Origin of the sequence: Thioclava litoralis, assembly GCF_045278885.1 — a bacterium.
GTDB lineage: Bacteria > Pseudomonadota > Alphaproteobacteria > Rhodobacterales > Rhodobacteraceae > Thioclava > Thioclava litoralis.
Genome location: NZ_CP135443.1, coordinates 2,455,348 through 2,478,650 on the forward strand (window position 1 = coordinate 2,455,348; position 23,303 = coordinate 2,478,650).

At 60.1% G+C, this 23,303-nt stretch carries 25 protein-coding genes; 10 read left to right on the forward strand and 15 right to left on the reverse strand.

Going from position 1 to position 23,303, the window contains the following annotated elements; translation table 11 throughout:
- Positions 1 to 170: 170 nt before the first annotated feature.
- Positions 171 to 896, reverse strand: a complete 726-nt coding sequence (locus RPE78_RS12130; RefSeq protein ID WP_406720684.1) for a PAS domain-containing protein — start codon at positions 894 to 896, stop codon at positions 171 to 173.
- A 972-nt stretch (positions 897 to 1,868) separates the two neighbouring features.
- Between RPE78_RS12130 and gmk the strand changes: the two genes are divergently transcribed.
- Entirely contained in the window at positions 1,869 to 2,507 is a 639-nt protein-coding gene (gene gmk, locus RPE78_RS12135; RefSeq protein WP_339107234.1) for a guanylate kinase, read from the forward strand.
- Positions 2,504 to 3,022, forward strand: coding sequence for a gamma carbonic anhydrase family protein (locus RPE78_RS12140; protein WP_406720685.1), 519 nt, complete (start codon positions 2,504 to 2,506; stop codon positions 3,020 to 3,022). Before gmk ends, RPE78_RS12140 begins: the two co-directional genes overlap by 4 nt.
- A gap of 17 nt (positions 3,023 to 3,039) precedes the next feature.
- Here the strand turns inward: RPE78_RS12140 and RPE78_RS12145 are convergent, their stop codons facing one another.
- Positions 3,040 to 3,459, reverse strand: a complete 420-nt coding sequence (locus RPE78_RS12145; RefSeq protein WP_339107236.1) for a hypothetical protein — start codon at positions 3,457 to 3,459, stop codon at positions 3,040 to 3,042.
- 170 nt (positions 3,460 to 3,629) lie between these two features.
- Between RPE78_RS12145 and RPE78_RS12150 the strand changes: the two genes are divergently transcribed.
- From RPE78_RS12150 to RPE78_RS12160, 3 genes are all read left to right on the forward strand, one after another.
- A complete protein-coding gene (locus RPE78_RS12150; RefSeq protein ID WP_406720686.1) occupies positions 3,630 to 4,685 on the forward strand; it encodes a sensor histidine kinase in 1,056 nt (351 codons plus the stop codon).
- Positions 4,686 to 4,945: 260 nt separating this feature from the next.
- The gene (locus RPE78_RS12155) at positions 4,946 to 6,571 is read left to right on the forward strand and encodes an alpha-D-glucose phosphate-specific phosphoglucomutase (RefSeq protein WP_406720687.1); all 1,626 of its coding nucleotides are present in this window, start codon (positions 4,946 to 4,948) and stop codon (positions 6,569 to 6,571) included.
- Positions 6,572 to 6,690: 119 nt separating this feature from the next.
- Positions 6,691 to 7,929 (forward strand): aminopeptidase, encoded by a 1,239-nt coding sequence (locus tag RPE78_RS12160; protein ID WP_406720688.1) that lies wholly within the window; start codon positions 6,691 to 6,693, stop codon positions 7,927 to 7,929.
- Positions 7,930 to 8,041: 112 nt separating this feature from the next.
- On the opposite strand, the gene RPE78_RS12165 is transcribed toward RPE78_RS12160, so the two are convergent.
- On the reverse strand, positions 8,042 to 8,674 hold the full coding sequence (locus RPE78_RS12165; RefSeq protein ID WP_339107240.1) for a peptide chain release factor-like protein: 633 nt from the start codon (positions 8,672 to 8,674) through the stop codon (positions 8,042 to 8,044).
- Complete coding sequence (locus tag RPE78_RS12170) at positions 8,671 to 9,789, reverse strand: RNA ligase RtcB family protein (RefSeq protein WP_406720689.1); 1,119 nt, start codon at positions 9,787 to 9,789, stop codon at positions 8,671 to 8,673. The genes RPE78_RS12165 and RPE78_RS12170 overlap by 4 nt, the downstream gene beginning before the upstream one ends.
- 470 nt (positions 9,790 to 10,259) lie before the next feature.
- On the opposite strand from RPE78_RS12170, the gene RPE78_RS12175 reads away from it, so the two are divergent.
- The 3 genes from RPE78_RS12175 to RPE78_RS12185 are packed head-to-tail and all read left to right on the forward strand — an operon-like array spanning position 10,260 to position 14,402.
- Positions 10,260 to 10,943 (forward strand): response regulator transcription factor, encoded by a 684-nt coding sequence (locus tag RPE78_RS12175; protein WP_339107242.1) that lies wholly within the window; start codon positions 10,260 to 10,262, stop codon positions 10,941 to 10,943.
- A gap of 22 nt (positions 10,944 to 10,965) precedes the next feature.
- Entirely contained in the window at positions 10,966 to 12,168 is a 1,203-nt protein-coding gene (locus RPE78_RS12180) for an FIST N-terminal domain-containing protein (protein ID WP_406720690.1), read from the forward strand.
- Positions 12,165 to 14,402: a PAS-domain containing protein gene (locus RPE78_RS12185; protein WP_406720691.1), complete on the forward strand. Its 2,238-nt coding sequence runs from the start codon at positions 12,165 to 12,167 to the stop codon at positions 14,400 to 14,402. Before RPE78_RS12180 ends, RPE78_RS12185 begins: the two co-directional genes overlap by 4 nt.
- Positions 14,403 to 14,517: 115 nt before the next feature.
- Here the strand turns inward: RPE78_RS12185 and RPE78_RS12190 are convergent, their stop codons facing one another.
- The gene (locus RPE78_RS12190; protein WP_406720692.1) at positions 14,518 to 15,483 is read right to left on the reverse strand and encodes a zinc-binding alcohol dehydrogenase family protein; all 966 of its coding nucleotides are present in this window, start codon (positions 15,481 to 15,483) and stop codon (positions 14,518 to 14,520) included.
- A gap of 67 nt (positions 15,484 to 15,550) precedes the next feature.
- Here RPE78_RS12190 and RPE78_RS12195 point away from each other — a divergent pair, with 67 nt between their 5' ends.
- On the forward strand, positions 15,551 to 16,042 hold the full coding sequence (locus RPE78_RS12195; protein ID WP_339107246.1) for a MarR family transcriptional regulator: 492 nt from the start codon (positions 15,551 to 15,553) through the stop codon (positions 16,040 to 16,042).
- A 193-nt stretch (positions 16,043 to 16,235) separates the two neighbouring features.
- On the opposite strand, the gene RPE78_RS12200 is transcribed toward RPE78_RS12195, so the two are convergent.
- Entirely contained in the window at positions 16,236 to 17,114 is an 879-nt protein-coding gene (locus RPE78_RS12200) for a LysR family transcriptional regulator (protein WP_339107247.1), read from the reverse strand.
- A gap of 93 nt (positions 17,115 to 17,207) precedes the next feature.
- Between RPE78_RS12200 and RPE78_RS12205 the strand changes: the two genes are divergently transcribed.
- Positions 17,208 to 18,143, forward strand: a complete 936-nt coding sequence (locus RPE78_RS12205) for an AEC family transporter (protein WP_406720693.1) — start codon at positions 17,208 to 17,210, stop codon at positions 18,141 to 18,143.
- A 264-nt stretch (positions 18,144 to 18,407) separates the two neighbouring features.
- Here RPE78_RS12205 and RPE78_RS12210 read toward each other — a convergent pair whose 3' ends face one another.
- The 9 genes from RPE78_RS12210 to dnaN all read right to left on the reverse strand — a co-directional run bounded on the left by RPE78_RS12210 (position 18,408) and on the right by dnaN (position 23,265).
- Positions 18,408 to 18,626, reverse strand: coding sequence for a hypothetical protein (locus tag RPE78_RS12210; RefSeq protein WP_406720694.1), 219 nt, complete (start codon positions 18,624 to 18,626; stop codon positions 18,408 to 18,410).
- A complete protein-coding gene (locus RPE78_RS12215) occupies positions 18,623 to 18,829 on the reverse strand; it encodes a cold-shock protein (RefSeq protein WP_339109504.1) in 207 nt (68 codons plus the stop codon). The genes RPE78_RS12210 and RPE78_RS12215 overlap by 4 nt, the downstream gene beginning before the upstream one ends.
- 711 nt (positions 18,830 to 19,540) lie before the next feature.
- Positions 19,541 to 19,816 carry a pyocin activator PrtN family protein gene (locus RPE78_RS12220; RefSeq protein ID WP_406720695.1) on the reverse strand — a complete coding sequence of 92 codons (276 nt, stop codon included), beginning with the start codon at positions 19,814 to 19,816 and terminating at the stop codon, positions 19,541 to 19,543.
- Complete coding sequence (locus RPE78_RS12225; RefSeq protein WP_406720696.1) at positions 19,817 to 20,452, reverse strand: hypothetical protein; 636 nt, start codon at positions 20,450 to 20,452, stop codon at positions 19,817 to 19,819.
- Positions 20,453 to 20,579: 127 nt separating this feature from the next.
- Positions 20,580 to 20,810 (reverse strand): response regulator transcription factor, encoded by a 231-nt coding sequence (locus RPE78_RS12230; RefSeq protein ID WP_406720697.1) that lies wholly within the window; start codon positions 20,808 to 20,810, stop codon positions 20,580 to 20,582.
- A 208-nt stretch (positions 20,811 to 21,018) separates the two neighbouring features.
- Positions 21,019 to 21,291 (reverse strand): hypothetical protein, encoded by a 273-nt coding sequence (locus tag RPE78_RS12235; protein WP_406720698.1) that lies wholly within the window; start codon positions 21,289 to 21,291, stop codon positions 21,019 to 21,021.
- 58 nt (positions 21,292 to 21,349) lie between these two features.
- Positions 21,350 to 21,550, reverse strand: coding sequence for a hypothetical protein (locus RPE78_RS12240; RefSeq protein ID WP_406720699.1), 201 nt, complete (start codon positions 21,548 to 21,550; stop codon positions 21,350 to 21,352).
- Positions 21,551 to 21,761: 211 nt separating this feature from the next.
- The gene (locus tag RPE78_RS12245) at positions 21,762 to 22,037 is read right to left on the reverse strand and encodes a DUF2312 domain-containing protein (protein WP_406721656.1); all 276 of its coding nucleotides are present in this window, start codon (positions 22,035 to 22,037) and stop codon (positions 21,762 to 21,764) included.
- Between the two features lie 115 nt (positions 22,038 to 22,152).
- Positions 22,153 to 23,265, reverse strand: coding sequence for a DNA polymerase III subunit beta (gene dnaN, locus RPE78_RS12250; RefSeq protein ID WP_406720700.1), 1,113 nt, complete (start codon positions 23,263 to 23,265; stop codon positions 22,153 to 22,155).
- Between the last annotated feature and the right edge of the window lie 38 nt (positions 23,266 to 23,303).

Sequence of the window (23,303 nt, forward strand, 5' to 3'; positions counted from 1 at the left end):
AAAAGGGGGGCTACGGCCCCCTTTTTTATATCCAAAGGGCTTTGAGGCTGTGATATTCCCAAATGGTCGAAGCCCCGCCGCGTTTTGCGTTGGGGCTTCACTTCTTTCTGAAGGCTCTGAGTGACCATGCGCCGATGCGGAAAACCGCAAGGAGGCGCCGTCCTTATGGTTTAGTCGTTATTGCTGACCACGCGGAACATGGCGCGACGTTCCTCGGGGGTGGTCATCTGCGGGGCCGCAGGCATTTCGGGTGCGGCGGGGCGCGGTTTGCGCGGCGCATGGCCGAAGACCGGTGCGTCCTCGGCAAAACCGGCCAGCTCGGGGCGGACGGGCTGGGGCAGCTCGGCAGGGGTCGGCTTGCCTTGCTGGACCTGCGTGATGCGCGCATCGGTCACGGTAAAGCGGCGCGGCGTGCGCCCGATCGACTCGCCCTCGGCCACAAGGCAACCAAGCGCGCGGTTGATATCGCCCAGATCGGATTTCAGCGGCAAAATCAGAAGCTTGGCTTTCAGGGCGGGGCGCCCGATCCCGTCATCGGCGATCAGATCCAGCTCGGCAATCGCGGGGCCGGTAAAACAGGCTTCGGTGGCTTCGGCCACTTTTTTACGGCCAGCGGGTTCGAACATGGCGGTCATCGGCATGCCGCGCACTTCCATTCCCATCAGGTCATTGAGATGCATACCGGCCAGACGGAAACGGCCCATACCCGGTGCGACACGTTCGATGATGAACGCATATTCCAGAGCACGTTCGATACCACGGGGGTCGATATCCGAGCGCGCCGGAACCGTGCGGCCCATGCGAAGCGCTTCCCAATAGGCGCGGAGTTCAGAGGTCACCTGACGGGCTTTGCCAGCGTTAAGGTCCATGCGCACAATCTTCGTATCGTTTTCCATCGTTATCGTTCCTACCATCCGCGGCGGCGTATCGTGCCTGCCAGTCTGATTGCGTTGTGGTCCCCTCGCTTTTGCGGCATGGGCCATTTTGCAGGCCGTGGGATCGAATTGCTTACTGAACTCTTAATACGCCATTTTCTCGTCGAATGGAGAACTAACTTGTTAAATGGTTAAGGCCGGAGCCCTGTGCGCCCTGCCTGCCCTTGAGAAATTTATAGCAGGTTTTCTGCGGCAGGAGGGGCAGAATTTCGGGCCCGTTTTGCGAAAGTTTGCCCCTAGGTCAGGACATGTCGGCGGGCCTGTTAGCGGCGAACATATGGTTGAATCCCTATGTGTCATGCCTTGGATCAACGGGCGGAATATTCTTAAGTATGGCACGCAAGTTTTTGGAATTTATAGGTTATATATTTCATACATAGGGCCTGCATATTATCAGATTTTGCATCTTTAAGATGATTTGAGAAAAATATATGACCAATTTGAAGCTTTGACGCATCCCGGCTTGAGACCTGTCCAAATGGCCAGGTGATTAAAGTAAATAAATCAATGTCTTATGGTTAATATTTCTGAAGAAACCGAGGTTTATTTCTGGGCCTTGGAAAGGATTTGTTAAGACTTGTCGATTTGGACCTGAGTCGCGTCAGATTTTTTCAGCGTCAATCGTAAGAAAGCCCGCCGATATTTTAATGGATTGCCCCGTCGAATCGTAACGAAGAGGGGTTTGTGGCGGGACTGCGGCATGGAAACGGTCCGGTTTTCTGCGGGTGGGGCCACCAAAAAACCGCCTTGTGGCAGATCTTTGCGCCAGATCGGGAGGTGACCGGCCTCGGGCGGGCTCTGTGGCTCGACTTTTTATTGCTAAAGATGCTAGGCGGGGCGGACATGTCTGTTTCTCGTGCGAAAGCCGGATCGTCCGGCTGGTTCGCGGCGGCAGATTCCCCATACACGACCCTAATGTGGAGTGCTGACTGAATGGCCGATCGGCGTGGTATCCTGATTATTCTTTCCTCGCCCTCGGGGGCGGGAAAATCCACTTTGGCGCGCCGGTTGATGAGCTGGGACCCGACCCTGAGCTTCAGCGTGTCCGCAACCACCCGCGAACCGCGACCGGGCGAGCGGGAGGGGGTCGAGTATTTCTTCAAAACCCATGAAGAGTTCGATCATATGGTGGCGCAGGACGAGATGCTCGAACATGCGCGCGTCTTCGGCAATTCCTATGGCACACCGAAAGCGCCGGTCGAGGCCGCGATGGCGGCAGGCCGCGACACGCTGTTCGACATTGATTGGCAGGGCGGGCAGCAGATCCGCAATTCGGCGCTTGGCAAGGATGTGGTGTCGATCTTCATTCTTCCTCCCTCGATTGCCGAACTGGAAAGCCGGTTGCGTACACGTGCGCAAGATAGTGACGAGGTGATTGCGGGGCGGATGGAGAAATCCATGTCCGAGATCAGCCATTGGGCGGAATATGACTATGTGCTGGTCAATCGCGATCTGGATGTTGCGGAGGCCGAGCTGAAAACCATTTTGATGGCCGAACGGGCAAGGCGGGATCGTCAGCCCGGGCTGAATGCGTTCATTCGTTCTTTGGATGAGGAGTTCGAAAACCGATGATCTATGAACTTGACGGGATCAAGCCGCGTCTTGCGGAGAATGTCTGGATTGCCGCAGATGCCAATCTGATCGGGCGCGTGGTGCTGGAAGAGGGGGCCTCGGTCTGGTTCGGCGCAACCCTGCGCGGCGATAACGAGGAAATCTTTATCGGCGCGGGGTCCAATGTGCAGGAAAGCGTGATTATGCATACCGATATGGGGTTCCCGCTTGTGGTCGGGCCGGACTGCACCATCGGTCATCGCGCATTGCTGCATGGGTGCGAAATCTGCGCGGGCACGCTTGTCGGGATGGGCGCAATGATCATGAATGGCGCCAAAGTGGGGAAGGGCTGCCTGATTGGTGCGGGTGCGCTGGTGACCGAAGGCAAGGTCATCCCCGATAATTCGCTGGTTCTGGGGGCTCCGGGCAAGGTCGTGCGTGAATTGCAAGAGGCGGATCGTGCGATGCTGCGCAAGGGGGCTGATCGCTACCGCGCCAATGCGGAGCGGTATCGCAAGGGCCTCAAAGCGCTCTGACCTCCCGAGCCTTGCGTTTACCTTCTGCGTGAAAAGTTTGGAGAGGGCGCGAGATTCGGGATTTCGAATATATCGAAATCACCATTTGGCCAGATCTGGCGCACTTCGCGCCGGATCAGGTCTGCATTGGGCAGGGGCAGGGAATAGGCCCGCAACGGTCCGTTATAGCCATAGCGGATCATCACCCGCGCGAGATCCAGAATATCGAACGCTTCGGAAAGCAGCGGCGAGAGCACAAGATCTGGTGCTGTTCTTTCAATCAGAGCGGCATCTATAGTTGTCAGCCGTGCAATAGTGATGGCCGCGCCCGTTACGCCGCGCAGCGCATGCGGCAGTTCCATTGTCGGTTCTATGACCAAGATCCGTCGGTCGGCAAGCTCTGCTGATTTGCGTTCGACCTCTGATGGAGGGTTATTGGGTCCAAGACGAGAGATCATTTAGCGTCAATCCTTTTCGTTATGATCAGGTTAACTCGCCAACGGGTGGAATGTCACACCCCAAAAACAGCTAGTGGTTAGCAAATGGTAAATGCGAAAATTTCCTGTCATCAACTGTTTACCGTGATCTGATTTAGGTCAATTCTGCAAAAAGGAAAAAGGAGTCCGTTTTGAATAAATCTTCGACGATTGCGGCCTTGGGGGCGGTTCCCTTTCCGATCCTGCTGGTAGGAAAGGACGAGAAAATCGTCTACGCCAACCCCTCGGCGCTTGGATTGTTCGGAGAGGGGCTTACCGGACGCACTTTTGTGACCGTGATCCGTAAACCCGCCATCAATTTCGCCCTCGACGAGGCGCTCAGGCAGGAGCGGGAAGAGCGTGTGCGCGACCGCCTCTCGCTTGGCGCGCGCGAGATGTCGGTGCGGGTGACGGTCTCGCCCATGCCGGCCGAGCCGGGGGGCACCTTGCCGCATGGGGGCGCATTGGTGGTGATCGAGGATATTACCGCTCTGGAAGAGGCGGAAGCGCAGCGCCGCGATTTTGTGGCCAATGTCAGCCATGAATTGCGCACCCCTCTGACCGCGCTTTCGGGATTTATCGAGACTTTACTGCATGCAGCGAAAGATGATCCGGTCGCGCGGACGCGGTTTTTGTCGATCATGGAGCGGGAAGCGGCGCGGATGAACCGGCTGGTGGGGGATCTTCTGTCGCTCAGCCGCGTCGAATCGGAAGAGCGCAGGCGTCCGACGGAAAAGGTGGATATCTCTGCCGTTCTGAACGGTGCGATACAGGCTTTGGCTCCGGTGGCCGAGGCGCGCAATGTGACCTTGCTGCGCGATGGTGAACCCGGACCCAAAAGGGTCTCGGGCGATCCGGACCAGTTGACACAGGTTTTCTCGAATCTCATCGAGAATGCGATCAAATATGGGGCGCGCGATGCGCAGGTGCGCGTGACGCTCGGCTCTGTCGAACATGAGCCTACCCTGCGCGGCCCCGCGCTGCGGGTGGTGGTGGCCGATCAGGGCGAGGGCATCGAGGCGATCCATCTGCCGCGCCTGACCGAACGTTTCTATCGCGTCGATACCCATCGTTCGCGCGAACAGGGGGGGACGGGGCTGGGCTTGGCGATTGTTAAACATATCGTTTCGCGCCATCGGGGACGGCTGAAGGTTGAAAGCGAAAAGGGCAAAGGCTCGCGGTTTATCGTCTATCTGCCGCTGGCATGACGCGTCCGGCTGATGCTTTTTTCACCTTCAGCTTAAGGTTGTGGCATTTGTGACGTGCCGTTCTCAGGACGCGCGTCTCTGGCTGGAATATGTATCCGCTCGCGTTAACTATGCGATGAGAAAGGGGCGCGGAGAGGGGCGCAGCGGTCGCGCGTGACGGAACCGGATGCGCAGTTCCACGCTCATAACCCGCCAAGCACTTGCAAGAAGTCGCAATATGATCAAATCATTAGCCGACCGACTGTCCATGAGGAGAGATCATGACAACGATTCAGACCACCCCGTTCGAGGGCCAGAAGCCCGGCACTTCGGGGTTGCGCAAGAAAACCAAGGTTTTCATGCAGAAGCACTTTTTGGAAAATTTTATTCAATCCACCTTTGACGCGATCGGCGGTGTGGATGGTAAAATTCTGGTTCTGGGCGGTGACGGACGGTATTTCGGCAAAGAAGCGGCGCAGATCATTCTGAAAATGGCGGCGGCCAATGGGGCGGCCAAAGTGTTTGTGGGGCAGGGTGCGTGGCTTTCGACGCCTGCGGCCTCTCATCTGATCCGCACGCTTGAAACCGATGGCGGGATTATCCTGTCGGCCAGCCACAATCCGGGCGGCCCCGAAGAGGATTTCGGCGTTAAATATAACGCGGCCAATGGGGGGCCAGCGCCGGAAAAGATCACCGATGCGATCTTCGAGCGCACGAAAAACATCACCTCCTATCTCAAACTCGACGTGCCGGACGTGGATCTGGGCCATATCGGCACGCAGACGCTGGGGGAAATGGTTGTCGAGGTACTCGATCCTGTGGCGGCCTATGCCGATATGATGGAAGGCATTTTCGACTTTACCGCGTTGAAGGCGCTGTTTGCCAAGGGCTTCCGGATGCGCATGGATTCGATGTGCGCGATCACCGGTCCCTATGCGGTCGAGATCTTCGAGAACCGTCTGGGGGCGCCGAAAGGTACTGTGGTCCACGAGGTGCCGCTGGAGGATTTCGGCGGCATGCATCCCGATCCGAATCCGACCTGGGCGCATGAGCTGATGGCCGAGATGATGGGCGAGAATGCCCCCGATTTCGGCGCGGCTTCCGATGGCGATGGCGACCGCAACATGATTCTGGGCGCGGGCACCTATGTCTCGCCTTCCGATAGTCTGGCGGTGATCGCGGCCAATGCGAAACTGGTGCCGGCCTATGCCGAGGGGCTGAAGGGTGTGGCACGCTCGATGCCGACGTCGGCGGCGGTGGACCGTGTGGCCGAGGCACTGGGACTGGCCTGTTTCGAGACCCCGACCGGTTGGAAGTTTTTCGGCAACCTGATGGATGCGGGGCGCGTGTCGCTCTGCGGCGAGGAAAGCTTCGGGACAGGCTCCGACCATGTGCGCGAGAAGGACGGCCTCTGGGCGGTGCTGATGTGGCTCAACATCATCGCGGCGCGTGGCCAGTCGGTCGGCGAGATCGTTGCGGATCACTTCAAGCGCTTTGGCCGCAACTATTATTCGCGCCATGATTACGAGGCGCTGCCGAAAGAGCTGGCGGAAGGCATGCTGGATGATTTGCGCGCCAAGCTTTCCGACCTTCCCGGCAAGGAATATCAGGGGCTTGTCGTCGGCAATGCCGATGAATTCGCCTATACCGATCCGGTCGACCAATCCGTTTCGCAGCATCAGGGCTTCCGTATCCTGTTTGCGGGCGGGTCGCGTGTTGTGCTGCGCCTGTCGGGCACGGGCACCGAGGGCGCAACCCTGCGGGTCTATCTGGAACGCTATGTTGCAGGTCCCGAAGGTCTGGCTCAGGACCCGCAAGAGGCCTTGGCCCCAATCATCAAGGCGACCGAAGAGATTGTCGGCATTGCCGCGACCACCGGCAAGCAGCAGCCGGATGTGATTACCTGATCTTGGTCAGGTTTTACGGCAGAAGGGGCGGGTCTTTCCGCCCCTTTTCTTTTGCCACTTGCTTGACCTTGCGTGGGGAAGGGCAGAACGTGGGGGCGAAGACGATTACGGAGGGCCCTATGGCTGATTTACCCTTTGATCTTGAAGCCCTTGACCGCTTGGCGAAAGTGGCTGTCCAAACCGGTTTGAACCTGCGGAAGGGGCAGGATCTTGTGGTGACCGCGCCGGTCGAGGCACTGCCGCTTCTGCGTCGTATCGTGGCCGAGGCCTATAAGGCGGGCGCGGGCCTTGTGACGCCGATCCTGTCGGATGGCGAGATGGCAAAGGCGCGCTATGACTATGCTGCGGATGATAGTTTCGACACCGCAGCGGGCTGGCTTTATGAAGGTATGGCCAAGGCTTATGCCAATGGCGCGGCACGTCTGGCGATTGTGGGCGAAGACCCGATGCTGCTTTCGGAATGCGATCCGGCGAAAGTGTCGCGCGCGGGCAAGGCCAATGCCAAAGCCTATAAACCCGCATTGGAGAAAATTTCGAATTTTGAAATCAACTGGTCGATTGTCAGCTATCCGACCGTGGCGTGGGCCAAGCGTATTTTCCCCGATCTCTCGGATCGGGAGGCTCAGGCGAAACTGGCCGAGGCGATTTTTGCGGCTTCCCGTGTAGATCGGGCTGATCCGGTCTCGGCTTGGGCCGACCATAACGCGACGCTTGCGAAAAAATCGGCCTGGCTCAACGAAGAACGGTTTTCGGCGCTGCATTTCACGGGGCCGGGCACTGATCTGGTGGTGGGGCTGGCCGATGATCATGAATGGCATGGCGGGGCCTCGCCCGCGCAGAACGGGATCGTCTGCAATCCGAATATCCCGACCGAAGAGGTTTTCACCACGCCGCATAAGGACCGCATCAATGGCACCGTGCGCGCGACCAAGCCGCTGTCGCATCAGGGCAGCCTGATCGAGAATATCGAGATGGTGTTCAAGGATGGCCGCGCCATCGAGGTCCGCGCGAGCAAGGGCGAGGCGGTTCTGAAAGAGCTTGTCGCGACCGATGATGGCGCGTGCAGTCTGGGCGAGGTGGCGTTGGTGCCCTTCCATTCGCCTATCTCGGAATCCGGTATTCTGTTCTACAACACGCTTTATGACGAGAATGCCGCTTGTCACATCGCTTTGGGGCAGTGCTATTCGAAGTGTTTCCTTGACGGCGCACGCCTGAAGCCCGACGAGATTGCGGCCAAAGGGGGCAATAGCTCGCTGATCCATGTCGACTGGATGATTGGCGGGCCGCAGACCGATATCGATGGTATTCGCGCCGATGGCAGTCGTGTCGCGATTTTCCGCAACGGCGATTGGGCCTGATCCGCAGGGTCTTCGTCCAAGCTGGCGAGCATCCCTGACACAACAAACGGCCCCGCAGGACGGGGCCGTTTTTTAAGTTATTGATCTTCAAACCGGTTTGAAACGGGACGCTTCATGCGGGCCGGAAGTTCGGCCCGTCGAACACCCGCCTCGGGTTCCCGCGCTGGATCTGGCCGTGCAGGTCGTGCAGCGCCATGCGCGCCGCCGCCTCGTTCATGGCCCGATCGGCAGAGATCAGCGCCGAAAGCCGGTCGATTGCGATCTTGCGGTTCTGGTGCTGCGAGCGGCTCTCGCGCACCACAACCGACCAGAGGCGGCCCTGCGGGTCACACCAGCGTGCCCGAATCGCGCTGGAAGTCTTGTTCTGGTGCTGGCCACCCGGACCTCCGGCGCGCAGGCCGTCCATCACCACCTCATCGGGGGCAATGGACAGGCAGGCAGGGCGGGAGGGTAGGCGGAAGATCTGGGCAAACCAGTTCTTGCGCGGATGTGCGGGGCGCAGCCTTGAGGCGCAGCGCCATAGCACCGTGCCTTCCCAGTCGCGCGCCATATCCGTCGCCCCCGAGCCGGTCAGAACGACCACAGCCGAAGACGGGCCATGCAGGGCAGCACGTTCGGATATGTCGATATCCAGCCCGAGGATCCCGGCCTCGTCAGCCAGTGCCTCCAGCAGATATGCGACCGCCTGACGGCATTCTGCCGGTCCGTTGCCCGAGGAGACAAGTAGGGTTTCGCGTGGGCTCATCTTTGGCCTCCTGACGTTTTATAGGTGATCAGCGGCACCATGCGCGCCAGCGGCGTGGCCAGCCCGAAAGCGGTCAGATCCGCCAGCACCGCTTCGGGAGCCTTATAGGCAGGGCCGGCCTCTTCAATCAGCAGGTCGCGGTCATGGCAGATCACGCGGCCCCCGAAACGGGTGCGGGTCAGCGCTTCCAGTTCGGATCTGACCTTGCGGACGCGCCCATGCATCGAGGCGCGGTCGTAGCGCCGTCCTGCACCATGTGACACCGAGGAGAGGGCTTCGGGCACCGTATCCGGCAACGCCAGCAGGAAGCTTGGTGCCTCGCGCGAACCGGCCAGCGGAACCAGACCACGATCGGCCTCGGCGGCCCCCTTGCGATGCAGCCAGTGCCCCTGATGCGCCACCACCGAATTATGGACGCTGTCGCAAAGAGGCGTGACGGTCGTGCCCAGAGCGTCGGCGGCGGTTTCGGCAATCAGACGACGATTGAGGCGCGCCCATGCCACGGCCCGTGCATGCAGGGCCAGATAGGCGTTCCCCGCCGCGCTTTGCGGGTCAAACCCCGCCTTCCAGCTGTCCTCCAGCCCGTCGAAAATCTGTGCCCCGTAACCGCGCGAGCCCGAATGGACCAGCAGACACAGATCACCCTTGTGCAGCCCCGCAGTTCCGTCGGTCTCCTCGACGGTCTGGAGCTCGCAAAAATGGTTGCCGCCGCCGATGGTGCCCAGACCAGCCTCCCCGATCTGCCCCGTCAGCCCTGCGGCTGCCAAGGCATCAGCGGCCTGCGCGGGATCGGTCCCCCGTTCCAGAACCTCAAGTCGTTTCGCGGCTTTGTCGAGTTTCAGTTTGCGGCGTGGCAGGTCCAGCCGCCAGAGCCCCATACCGCAGCCGATATCGGTGCCGACAAGCTGCGGATAGATCCGGTCGGCCAGAAAGGCCGCCCCCACCGGCCCGAATTTTCCGGGATGGAGGTCAGGAAAGCCCGCCACCGATTGCATGCCGGACCAGCCCGCCACTTGCGCAAGCTGGTCTTCCGCGCGGCCGTCAATCCAGCTGTCGCGCGTGTAGAAATGGCGGACGGGCGCGCGGCCTGTCCTGCCTGAAAAGGAAATGCCCATAGGCTGTATGTCTTTCCAAGAAGAAATAGCGATCTGGAATCGCGACTGGACAGACGGGGAAAGGAACGCTTTGGGCCGATCAGAACCGCGCCATGTCCGAAGAAAGGACTGTGGTGATGAATGTCGTCATGTCATGCTCTCCTCGGGCTGGGGTTTCAGAGGGGGGCTGGATAGGCCGATATGCGGCAAAGCACCAGAGCTGAGGGCGGGATCGTTGAGAAATAGTGCTAATTATGCACCGCGTGTGTTGCTTTTATATCCCGCTTTGCGCGGGGCTTTTTCCCTCTTTCGGGGAGGGCAAGGCCTTCGGGGATCATTTTATCGTTTCCTGCGCCATTCTGGCTTATACTTTTTGCCAGTATGAGAAAGGCTAGGGACACCGCTACCCTAGAGCCTATTACAGATGCTTTTGCGTGAAACGATTGCTTCCCTTGTGAACGAGTAGACGCGATGCCTTGCAGGAGATGCTTATGAGCCGAGAGTTTCGCACCGCCCTTATCGTCGAGGATCATCCGCTTTTCGGGGATGCGCTGGCGATGACCTTGCAGACGGTCGCAGGGATCGAAGAGGTCAGCCATGCGGAGCGGATCGGTCTGGCGCTGGAATTTCTGGAAAGCAGGCCCAGCCCCGATGTGATCGTGCTTGATCTCAACCTGCCCGATGTCACGGGGCTTGACGGCCTGATGAAGCTGCGTGCTGCCGCACCGCAACTGCCGATCGTGGTGATTTCCTCGGTGGATGAGCCGCGGGTGATCCGGCAGGCGCTTCTGGCGGGGGCGGCGGGTTTCGTGCCCAAACATTCCAAGCGCGAACTGTTCCGCATCGCCTTCAGCGCGATCGCCCAAGGCGAGGTCTTCGCCCCCGAATGTTCGGGCGACGATCTGACCAAATCCGACGAGGCGTCGTCGCAGGATGAGGCGATCCGCCGTCTCAGCCAGTTGACCCGCCAGCAGGCGCGCATTCTCGACCAGATCTGTGAGGGCAAGATGAACAAGCAGATCGCCTATGATCTGTCGATTGCCGAGACCACGGTGAAAGCGCATGTCACCGCGATCATGCGCAAGCTCGGGGTCTATTCGCGCACGCAGGCCGTGCTTCTGGCGCGCGAAGCCCATTCGCTTTCGTCCTCGCCCGATCCTGCGACCCCGCGCTGATCCCGCCTGACGGAGTTCGCCCATGCTGTCCGCTGCAATAGAACACAGGCGCATCGAAGGCGCTTTGATGCCGCTGACCGCCTCTGTGAGTGCCGATGCAGCGCGCCCGTTACAGGCGCTGTCCGAAGAACTGGGCGCGGGGCCCTTCGCGCTGGTGCTGCTGTTTTGCAGCCCGCAGGCGCAGATCGGCAAGATCGTCGCGGAGGCCGAGGTGCTGTTTTCCGGCTCTGTTGTGGCGGGTTGCACGACAAGCGGAGAGCTGACCCGCCACGGCTATAGCGAGGGGCAGATTCTGGCTTTTGCCTTCCCGCAGGAGGGGTTCGAGGTCGAACCGGTGCTGGTGTCGTCGCTGGCACGCGAAGATGCGCGCCAGATCATCGAACAGATCACCAACCGGCGGCAGGCGATGGCCCTGCGCGAGGGGGCGGGGCCGAATGAATTCGCCCTTTTGCTGGCCGACGGGACCAATGCCCAAGAGGATGCGCTGCTGAACACGCTGTCCGGCGGTCTGGGGCCGGTGCCGGTTTTCGGCGGCTCGGCGGGCGATGGGGGGGCGGCGGGGCAGACCTGCCTGTTCCTGTCGGGCAGGCTCTATCAGGATGCGGCCATCCTGCTTCTGGTGCGCGCCCATGCCAGCTTCCGGATGTTTTCGGTGGACCATCTGGTGCCCACGGGGCGGCGCATGGTGGTCACGCAGGCAGATCCTGCCCGCCGCGCCGTGCTGCGGATCAATGACGAACCTGCCGCTGCCGAATATGCCCGACTGCTCGGGGTTGCCGAGAAAGATCTGTGCCAGTTTCTTTTTTCAATAAACCCTGTGCAGGTGCGTGTGGGCGGGCGCTATTACGTGCGCTCTATCCGTGAATGCAGCGAGGATGGCGGGCTGGTGTTTTTCTCGGCGATTGATCGCGGATTGGTGTTAACGCTTGCGCGTCCGCAGAATATGGTGCGTCATCTGGAAGATGAACTGGAGCGTCTCAGTCAGCCCGCCGCCCCCGGTCTGATTTTGGCCTTCGATTGTATTTTCAGACGTATAGAGGTCGAGGGACGGCAGATTATGCAGCCCGTATCCGATTTGTTGCGGCGCTATAATGTGCAGGGGTTCTCCACCTATGGCGAGCAGTTCGGAGCGATGCATGTTAATCAGACTTTCACCGGCATCGCGTTTTACTCTCCCTTGGGTCGCGGGCCTCGGGGCCAAGGGGAGGAAGAGGAGAGAGTATGACGGACCGGATGCCGGACCAGCTTGCAGCATCCCTGCTTGGGCCCGGTGATGACATTCTGCGACAGAACGAGAAGCTGCTGGCGATTGCCTCGGCATTGATCCGCCATGCGGAATCGTCTCGTGGTGACAGCGAGGCAGGATATGCGCAGTTCGAACGCGCGGCCCTTCTGGAAGATCAGGTACGCGAACGCACGCGGGATCTGGAAAAGGCGCTGGATCTGCTGAACATGTCGAATGCGCGGCTGGCCGAGGCCAATCGCGAAACCGAATCTGCCCGCCAGAATCTGGCCTCGGCCATCGAGACGGTGCAGGAGGGGTTTGCCCTGTTCGATGCGCATGAACAACTGGTGATGTGCAATACCCGTTTCAACGCGCTGCTGATCGATATTCGTGCCGATCTCAAGCCCGGCCTCGGCTTTCTCGACTATCTCGATCTGGTGTCGGCCTCGTCGCATCTGCATTTGCCGGCAGGCATGACGCGGGCGGACTGGGTGGCGATGCGCCGCAAGCGCCATGACGAACATCACTTCATCTTCAATCAGGAGATGGGCGATGATCGCTGGATTCAGGTCAGCGAACACCGGACCCGCGATGGTGGCACGGTGATCTTGCAGACCGAGGTGACCGATCTGATCCGCCGCGAACGCGAAGAGCGCGGGCGGCTTCTGGATGACCAGACACGGATCTTGCAAGCCACGCTGGAACATCTGAAGCTGGGGGCCTGTATCTTTGACGCGCGGTTGCGTCTGTTGGGGTGGAATGAACGGCTGGCAGAGCTTTTGCTGTTGCCGCGCAACCGGTTGCGGCGCGGGATGCAGTTCGATCTTTTGCTGGAACAGGTGCGCGACCAGTTCGTTTTTCCGCATGGTCTGTCGGCTTACCGGCTGGCGGATTGGGTGCGGCGCGCGCGGCGGCGCGACAATTTCCAGATGGAGCTGACGCGCGAGGGCGGGCAGGTCTATGACCTTTACGCGCAGGAACTTCCCGATGGTGGCTTCGTGATGTCGCTGACCGATATCACCGCCGAGCGGCAGGCCATCAGCGAGTTGAGCCGCGCCAAGGATACGCTTGAGGCGCGGGTGATGGAGCGGACGCTCGAGCTTGAAGACGCGCTGTCACGGGCGGAACGGGCCAATGCCTCGCGCGCACGGTTTGTTGCCGCCGCCAGCCATGATCTTTTGCAGCCGCTCTCCGCCGCAAAGCTTTATATGGCCTCGCTCAGCGACGAGACCATGTCCCCGCTCGCGGCAACAACGCTGGAAAAGGCGCAGAATGCGCTGCTATCGGTCGAGGGGATTCTTTCAGCGCTGCTGGATATTTCACGGCTCGAGGCCGGTAAGGCGGCTGTGCATCCCGGTCCGATCCCGCTGGCCCCGATGTTCCGCGCGCTGCGCGACGAATTTACGCCCATTGCCGAGATGAAAGGTTTGCAGCTTTTGATCCGCGACACGGATGCGGTTGTGGTGTCCGACAACACCTATCTGCGCCGTATCCTGCAAAACCTGATCTCCAATGCGATCCGCTATACGCCCAAGGGACGGGTTCTGGTCCGCGCCCGTCACCGGCGTGGCGCGGTGCGGGTGGAGGTGCGTGATAGCGGGCCCGGTATTCCCGATGACGAACAGGAGCTGATCTTCCGCGAATTCCATCGGGTCAATGCCAAGGCCTCTGCCTCGGAGGGGATGGGGCTCGGGCTTGCGATTGTCGAGCGGGCCGCGGCCTTGCTGAGCCATCCGCTGACCCTGCGTTCGCAGTTGGGATGTGGTGCGACGTTCAGCGTCGAGATTCCTCTGGCCCGCAAGGACAGCCTGCCCAAACCGGCGGCCGATCTTCTGGCCTATCATGCCAGCGAACCGGATAGCCGGGAACAGACCGTCCTGCTGGTCGAGAATGACGCGGAACTGTCGCGGGCGATGGTGCAACTGCTTGAAAAATGGGGCATCAATGTGCTTGATGTGTCAAGCGCTGAAGAGGCGTTGGAGCTGATCGCCGATACGGGTGTAGAGCCGGATTTCTGGCTGGTGGATTATCAGCTTGGCGAAGGTATGAACGGGGTCGAGCTGATCCGCATGCTGCGTCAGCAGCAGGGGGATATCAAGGTGCGGCTGGTGACGGCCAATCGCTCCTTGGAACTGATGAAGCAGGCCGAGGCCGAGAAGATCACGATCCTGCCCAAGCCGATTGTCCCTGCCGCTTTGTCGGTGTTTTTCTCGGGGTTGGAGCAAGGGCGCTAGGGTCCCGTGAGGGGCGTGCCCCGTCATCTCCTGCAAAGGCGCGGCGCCAAGCGAGGCGAGGTATGGTGGCAGGGCCCGCAGGAGGCGGGCCCTGTGCGATATTGGATCGGTCGGCTTACACCGTTTCCGGGAATGTGATGACCTGCCGCATATCCGAACCGGTATCGGCCCATGCTTTGCGCAACGCGCTCAGGGGATGGGCCTGTGTCGGTATACGGATCCCCGTGTCTGCGGCAAGCTGTAGCATCTCGCCGATGGCGGCGATGATTTTCGGGGTCGGCACGCTGCCAAGGCCGCTGCCCATCAGCTCGATCGCGCAAGAGCGCAGCCAGCCGCCGGGAAGGCTGATTTCGGCCCCGCTTTGCGAACCGATCTGTACGAAGCGTCGGCGCTTCTCATGAGGGAGCGCATGGCTTGCCGCCTCAAGGAGCGCGCGCGCCGACGGGCCCCAGAGATAATCCAGAATGACATCCGCCCCCGTATCGAGCGCCGCCGAGAAGGTCTTCTGCATCGCAGTGGCATCTTCGGTCAGCTGTATGGTCTCATCCGCCCCAAGCGTTTTGAGATGGGCCAGTTTCTGGACATTGCGCCCTGTCGCGATGATGTGGCTGGCCCCGAGATGTTTGGCAATCTGCACCGCAAGCATCCCCGATGCGCCGGTGGCCCCGTTGATCAGCACGCTTTCGCCCGCATGCAGGCCCGCACGTTCCTTGAGCGCGATCCAGGACGACATACCCGGATTGGCGAGCGCCGCGGCGCTGATATCGTCAAGCCCGTCGGGCAGTGTGACACATTGCAGGCGGGGCACGGCCACCTGTTCGGCCATTGCCCCGAACGGCCCGGCGGGAAAGGCGAAATAGACCCGCGTGCCATCGGGCAGGGTGCCGACCCCGTCGACGCCGGGAATAAACGGGTAATGCCCATCGAAAGAGTAATGCGTGCCGGATGCACGGGCGCGCACAAGCTGGCTGATGGCCGCCGCGCGGACATGTACCAGAACTTCGCCGTCCTTGCAGGAAGGAGCGTCAAACGTCGAGGCTTCAGGGGGCTGGCCCAGTTGGGTGACAATGGCGGCTTTCATGAATCTCTCTTTCGATAGATGAATATATGTGTATTATGCAGGTAATTCACGCAGCCTGAGGGTGTCAATGAAAAACGTGCATAATACACATATGTCGGCAGAAATGCGGCAGCTTCACGGGGCGGTTCTGGATATCGTGGCGGTGATGAACCGCCCGCAGCATGATGGAAAAATGGTCGAGGCCGCAGGGATCAAGCTGGATCGGGCATTGTTTCCTTTGCTGGTGCTGGTCGAGAGGCTGGGGCCGATTGCCTTGGGCGAACTGGCGGACAGGGTCGGGCGTGACCATACGACAATCAGCCGTCAGGCCGCCAAGCTGGAGGCACTGGGGCTGATCCAGCGTCAGGCTTCGCGCGATGACCGGCGGGTACGCGCGGCGGTCATTACCGACGCGGGACGGCAGATGACGGACCGTATCGATGCGGCCCGCGAAGCCATTATGCGCCGCACGTTGACGGGGTGGTCTGGGGAGGAGGTGGCGGCATTGGTGACGTTGACCCGTCGTTATGCGGATGCGATGCTGGAACAAAGTGCGCGGCTCGCCGATCCGCAGGACTAGGGACGGTTTTGCTGGGGGGCTGTCATGCCGGTTCTGCGGCATGGGCCGCGATCCACAAAGGCGCATTGTTGAAGCATGCGGGAGTGCGGGCTTGATCGCCGTTTCACATGGTCCTCAAAGCGCTTTGAAGGCCCGTGCTGCGGGTCATGTTCCCCGCGTTGCGCCAGAATATTTTCTGCACAACGCATTGGAATTAAATGTTTATGTTTTGTGCAAGCGTGATAAGCGGCGCTAGCGCGGCATTGTCCGCATCGCGGCGCGTCTTGAGCACGACGGACAGATGTGGAGGCTGGAAAAGCGGGCGCATCACAACCTCCGCCCCTAGCTGGTCGCAGATGGAGGAGGGCACCAGCGCTACCCCCAGATCGGCAGCGATCAGGCGCAAGACGGTGTTTTGCAGCTTTGGCTCCAGCGTGAAATGCGCTGGAAGTCCTGCGCGAGCCAGAAATTCGGTGATTGCGTGACGCAAAACGGCCACCGTCTGGTCGGGGGCCGCAATCAGCGGCTGCGCCTTGAGGTCTTCGGGATGGATGATCGCGCGCTTGGCCAGCGGATGCGTGGGGCAACACACGAAGCTGAGCGTGTCACGCATCACCTCCACTTCGTGCAGCGCGGGCGTCGTGCGACCGGCGAAGGTAATCCCCGCATCCAGAACTCCTGAAAGCAGCAGATTTTCGATCTCGCCGGGCGTTGTTTCTTCCAGTCGCACACGCACATCGGGGCGGAGCGCGGTGTAGGCGCGCAGCAGGTTCGGCACAAGTCGGTGCGCGGCATGCATCATGAAGCCCAGACGCAACTCTCCTTTCAGCCCTTCGCCGACAAGGCGGGCATCGCGGCAGGCATCCTCGAAACTTGCCAGAACCTTACGGGCATCTTCCAGAAAACGTTGTCCCGCCGCGGTCAGGCGGGTCTGACGGGCGCTGCGATCCACCAACACAGTGCCGATATCCCGTTCGAGATTGGCAATCTGTCGGCTGAATGGCGGCTGCGTCATGTTCATCCGCGCGGCCGCCTGCCCGAAATTCAGGGTTTCACCAAGGGCCACGAAAAGCCGCATATGCCGTGTGTCCATACCTTTTTGGTATCCTGAGCGTATTTGATATGGATTGGATTATATCGGTCAGCCTTTCTAAAAAGAACCCGTTTTTAGTAACGGAGCCCAATCATGTTGGCGAACCTTCTTATCGTGTTGCCTATCTTTGCCCTGATCCTCACCGGATGGGTCGCGCGCAGGAGCGGGGCATTGGGGCCGAATGCCACGCGCGAGGTCAATCGCGTGGTGGTCTATCTCGCGCTGCCCGCCCTGCTTTTCGATATTATGGCCAAGGCGGATCCGGCGCAGATCTGGCAGCCTGGGTTTATCCTCGCCTTTGGCGCGGGCTGTCTTGTGGTGTTTGCTGGGACCGTTTTGTTGCGCAAGTGGCAGGGCACCGCTCTGGCCGATGCCGCGATTGACGGGCTGAATGCCGGTTATGCCAATACCGGATTTATCGGATTTCCCCTGATCGCCGCCGTGATCGGGCAAGATGCTCTTGGGGTGACACTGGTGGCGACGATCATCACCGCCTGCGTGTTATTCGCGATTGCGATCGTGCTGATCGAGGTGAGCACGATGGAGGCGGCGCGCCCGTCGCAAATTGTGTTCCAAACCGTTTTGAAACTGGTGAAAAACCCGCTTCTTATCGCGCCGGTTCTGGGGTTGGTCTTTATGGCGGGGCATCTGCCGATGCCTCATGCGCTTGATACCTATCTCAAGCTGATGGGAGGCGCGGCCTCACCCTGTGCACTGATCGCTTTGGGCCTGTTTCTGGCCGAGAATGCGGGGCGTGCCCCCAAGGCCGGAAAGCCGATGCAGATGATGCTGGTGCTGCTGAAACTGGTAAGCCAGCCTTTGGTCACATGGATTGTCGCGGTGCCGTTGCTGCATTTGCCGCTCCCTATGGCGTCTGCCGCTGTGATTCTGGCGGCTTTACCCACCGGAACCGGCCCGTTCATGCTGGCGGAATTCTATGGCCGCGAAGCGCTATTGACCGGCCGTGTGGTCTTGATCTCTACGGTGCTGTCCATCGTAACCCTCTCGGCCTGTCTCGCGTTGTTCTGATTTGTCACCTCCCACGCAGGGAAGGCATAGAGGCCCGCATCAATCGGGCCTTTTTGCTGCAAAAAGCGCTTTGGCAAGGCGTGACCCAAGCGTTGTAGGGAGCTTCTCCCTTGTTGCCGGTGGTGCGCGTGTTAGTCCGATATGCAAGCTGCCATAGCAGAAAACCGCAATAACAGGACGTTTGCGGTGGGAGGTATATGATATCTGGAAGGGAGGACAGGCAGGGGGGTAAACACCCTCGCCAGAGGCCGATGATGAACAGAATTAATTCTGGCTATCACGGGTAAGGCGGGCGGCCTTGAGCCGCGCCGTCTTCTCGATACGTTCTAACGTCTCTTCATCCATGATGCTGCAGAACGCTGCATCGGTCTTGTCCAAAGCGCTCACAGGCTTGCGTGAAGCATTGCCGGAAAGTGGCTTTTGTACCGATGCCGCGTCTGTTGCATCAGAGATTTTCTTGAAGAGATCGTCAGCGCGACTCAAACGAGTTCAAGATTAACAGCAGATTCGCGACCGTCGCGACCGGCTTGCAGTTCGAAGGTCACTTTCTGACCGTCTTTCAGGCCTTGCAGACCCGAGCGCTCCACTGCCGAGATATGCACGAAAACGTCTTTCGCGCCACCTTCGGGCTCGATGAAACCGAAACCTTTAGTGCTGTTGAACCATTTTACGGTGCCGTTGGCCATATCCGTAGTCTCCAATTTTAAAATGCTGCCCGCGATATGCGGCAACCCGGCGAAAGTCGATCCAAGTCGATCAGCCGAGACCGCGAAACCGCGGGGGCAGAATTTCGAAGAGAAAAGCAATAGCCGCCCAAACATGAAGCGCGCGATTGGAATTGGCAAGTAAAATTTTTGATGGCGTGCGAAATCGGTACGGGTTTGACATGTTCGCGCCTGTCCATGTTTTGCCATATGGCAGGGGCGCATTGCGACAGTGTCGGCGGTTCCGGCCTTGCAGGAAGAATTTCCCATGTTTTCAAGAAATGGTCGTGTTTTGCCGAGGCCCTTTACGCGGCCTTGGCCGTTCAAAACCGAAAGAAACGCAACACTCTTGCCGTCTCGCATTATTCGGACTTGTGCGGTATAGACCGCTGACCCATCGCGGCAGCGCCGTTGTGAATGGGGGCCATTTGCTGAAACCCCGTGCTGCAATTTGCTGAAATTCAGCAGATGCAAAACGGATATCAACAAGACCTACTGTAAATAAACGAAAATCTTGCGGGATGATATGACAGAACAAGGCCTGAACAAACCTGATTTTATTCATAAAAACAGTAGCTTTAGGCTCTCTGTGGCACCGATGATGGATTGGGGAGCATTTTTATAATTTGCGATTGAATTCAGTACATTAATATTTGAAACATTGAGTCAGTTGGACTTTTGCAGTCCAACTTTTCACTTTGCGAGAGCTTTTGCTTCTTTCCGAGCGGCTTCTGCGGCTTTGTCGATGTACTCTGCCAAGTCTTTCAGGTGGACCATTTTAGCCCCCTTTTGGCTCGACGTCATCCTGACCAAGGGCAGAGGTATTTCCCCATCGTTGATTTTCCGCAGGAAGACCTGCAATGTCATGGGGGGGAAGAAGTCTTGGCATACCAATTCTGCGGGTATCATCGCGCGCCCCTCATATTGCGCCATTAGCAGCCACATGGTGCTAAAACCTTGCTTCCCCATCTATTCCTCCATCCTATAATCTTCGTTCCGCTCCAGCCGCTTCCGGCAGGGCGCGATCCAGTGAAAGCGCGCGGGCTCGCCCGCCGCGTCCTTGCGCCAGACGATCCAGCAGTAGGCCGTCGCGGTGCTACCGTTCTCGGACAGCTTGCCCTTGTGCATCACGACCCGCTCGGTGAACTGCAGAATGTCCGTGGGCGGATGCAGCGCGAACAGGCGCGTGTGGCGTCCGATTCCCTCAAGGAAGGCGCTGCGCACGATCACGGCCACGCCTGCGCGGCTCTGGGCGAGTGCTTTCAGAATGAACTGTTCGGCCAGCCGGAAGGGCGGGTTAGTGATCGTCCAATCGAAGCTGTCAGGATTCGCCGGATAGAACAGGTAATCCTCGATCGGGAAGCCCGCGCCATAGTCGTGAACGTCGCTGCCTGTGACGCCCCCGAACGTCTCGCGAAGGGGGCGCACCATGTGGCCACGGTTCGCGGCGGGTTCGTGACAGGCCATGCTGGCCAGATCCTGACCGATCGACAAAAGCCAGTCGCAAAGGGCGCGGGTGGCCCACGGCGGGGTCGGGAAATCGTCCAGGCTATCGTGTGGCTCGATGCGCTGCTGCATGACGGCGCTGCTGGTGTTGCGGGTCATTGGCTCCCCTTCCTCGCGACCCGATTGGCGGGCGCGCTGTCCTCGTGGTGGCCGGTGGCGCGCTGGCGCTCGGCCTGTTCGTCTTTGGCGTTGGCTTCGGCGGGGGTGAGGGTCATTGGTCTCTCTTTCAGCAGGGGAGCCGCTTGGGGCGGCGGATCTCGATCTCCACGCCGAAGCGGGTGGCCAGTGCGATCGCGCCATAGCGGTCGCGCGCGCCGAGCTTCCGGGCAATCTGGCGGATGTGCATCTTGATGCAGGGCTCCGAGAGGTTCAGGCGGTGGGCGGCCTCTTTGTAGGGCAGCGCGATCAGCGGCAGGACACGGCTCTCGGCGGGGGATAGCAGGGTGATCGTGGTCATCTGAAAGTCCATTCGTGATAAAAGAGGATTGCGAGGCAGGCGGTGAACGCCGCGCCTGCGATAATGGCGATCAGCATGTGGCCTCCTGAATGACTGGATCTGTGGGGGTGCGTCGGACAGCATTGCCCCCGCAGATCATCCGGGCGACCGCCGCGCGAATTCCTGTTCTTCGGGATGCCGCCCCGGCACGGGGGCGGGCACCGGAAGATCAGGTGCTTGGCAGAAGCTTGGGGCGGGCGGGCAGGGCGGCGGTGCCCGAGGGTTTGTGTCCCTTGCACTTGCCGGGGGCGCAGGCCCCGATATGCGGGCAGAGATCGTCCATCGTCAGATTATGCGCGCGGGCGGCGAGGTGCAGCGCGCCTATCCGGTCGGCACGGCTCGGCAGGCCCATCAGGAAGAAGGGCCGGTTTTTCGCCAGATGGTCGAGATAGGTGATTTTCGCGGCGCGGATGGCGTTGGATTTGCGGCGGGATGTGAACATGGCAACCTCTTCGGGGGAAGGGCGCAGCCCGCGCGTGAGGCGGGCGGACGCCGGAGGATCAGGCGGCGGGCTTTTCGAGGGCGGCCCGTACCAGGCAATCCTTCGCCTCCAGCAGCTTGCGCAGGCCCGCGCTCTTCTCGGGGCCGTCTGGCAGCGTGCCGTCCATAGCTTCGGCCAGAATGCCGAACGGGCGGCTGACCTCCTGCAGATGCGCCGGCAGGTGCTTGTAGGTGAAATATTTCATGATGGGGCTGGTCATAGGGGTGTCCTTTCAGATGACAATTTAGGTGGGGTCGTGCGCGTCGCGCGGGCGGCGGAAGCTGCGATGCACAAACAGGGCACGGGTTACGCGCGGCTTCCGCCTATCATCCGAGTGGGATCGGACGAATTCGGGTCTCGGGGCGGCGCGGGGTGAATTTGCGCCGCCCCATATCTGGCCCCCGAAACAGGGAGGATGGGGCCAAATCTCGCTATTCCATGCCGAGCGCTTCCTTGTAGATCGCCATGATGGCCTCTTCCTCGGCCACGTCGTTCTTGTCGCGCTTGCGTAGGGCGATGATCTTCCGGATCACCTTGGTGTCGTAGCCGCGGGCTTTGGCCTCGGCCATCACGTCCTTCTGCTGTTCGGCGATATCGGCCTTTTCAGCGGCAAGGCTTTCGAACTGTTCGATGAACTGGCGCAGCTCGTCGGCAGTGACCTGATAGGCTTTGTCCTCGGCCACCTTGAAGTCGGCATCCTCTTTCATCGGCGGCTTGCCAGCCTTTGTGCGGCTGATGTTATGGGCCGAGCGTGCAAGGAAATCCGGCGTCTCGGTGTCTTGGCTGATGTTTGTCATGGCGTTCACGGCATCCGTTTCCTTATCAGGCGCGCTTGGGCATAATGATTTGGGTGAAGGCGGGATCTTCGGTGATGATGTGAAACGGATCGCCCTGATTATTGGATTGCAGGCGGACGATCTTGTCCTTCTGCAGGAAGGCTTTGACGTAGCTGAGGTTGAACGCGCAAAGCTCGCCACGCCCTGTCACCGGAGCCGAAACTTCGGTTTCCTTGCCGAGATCGCTCAGCCACATGCGGCCCTCGTCGGCATGTATGCGCAGGGTCGCCCCGCGCTCGCTCTGGTGCATGCAGTCGACCGCACCTTTCGACAGCGTGAAGGCGATGGCAGGCTTCTCTGGTTGGGTCGGAATGACGCGCTGGTAATCGGGATAAGTGCCGTCGATGGTTTTCGCGCGGAAGTTCCAGCCGTCGCCTTGAATGGCGATGCTGGGCGCTTTGTCCTTCGCGCTGGTCGTCATCATGACGGCTTTGTTGCCGCGCTCTGCCAGTTGCTGAAGAATGATTGGCACGGTCTCGCGCGGCACAATCACCGGCAGGAAGGGCCAATCCAGATCGGATTGATACAGGGCGAGACGATGCCCATCGGTCGCTGCCGTGGCTAGCTTTCCCGCCTTTTCGTGCATGTAGATCCCGTTCAGGTAATAACGGGTCTCTTCCATGCTGATGCAGTGGCACACTTTGCTCAGGGCCTTGTGCAGCGCGCTTTCGGGCATTTCGACCGCATTGAGAGGATAGTCATCAGCCCAGACGGTCGGAAAATCCTCGGCGGGGCAGACCTGCCGGATCTTCGCGGTGATGTCGCCTGCGATGATCGTGGCCATGTCGCCTTCAAGGCTGATCGTAACGGTGCCCTTTGCATTGCGCAGGATAGGCAGAATGGTCTCGGGTTTCACCGTCACGCTAAAGGGCAAGGCCGGTGCCTCGGTTTCGACCTCAAGCTCGAGGCGCATGTCCAGATCGGTAGCGGTGACGGTCAGGGTTTCGCCATCGAAGGCCAGCAGAAGCATGCCGATGATCGGGATTGTATTGTGGCGGTTGATCACCGCCTTGGCCGATTTCACGGCCTTATGCAGATCCGCCGCATCACAGCGCAGGCGCGTGGCCTGTTCTACGGGCGGTTTGGGGTCGTGAAACACGGGCAATCCTCCGGTGGAAAGAAAAGGCCGGGCGGCGG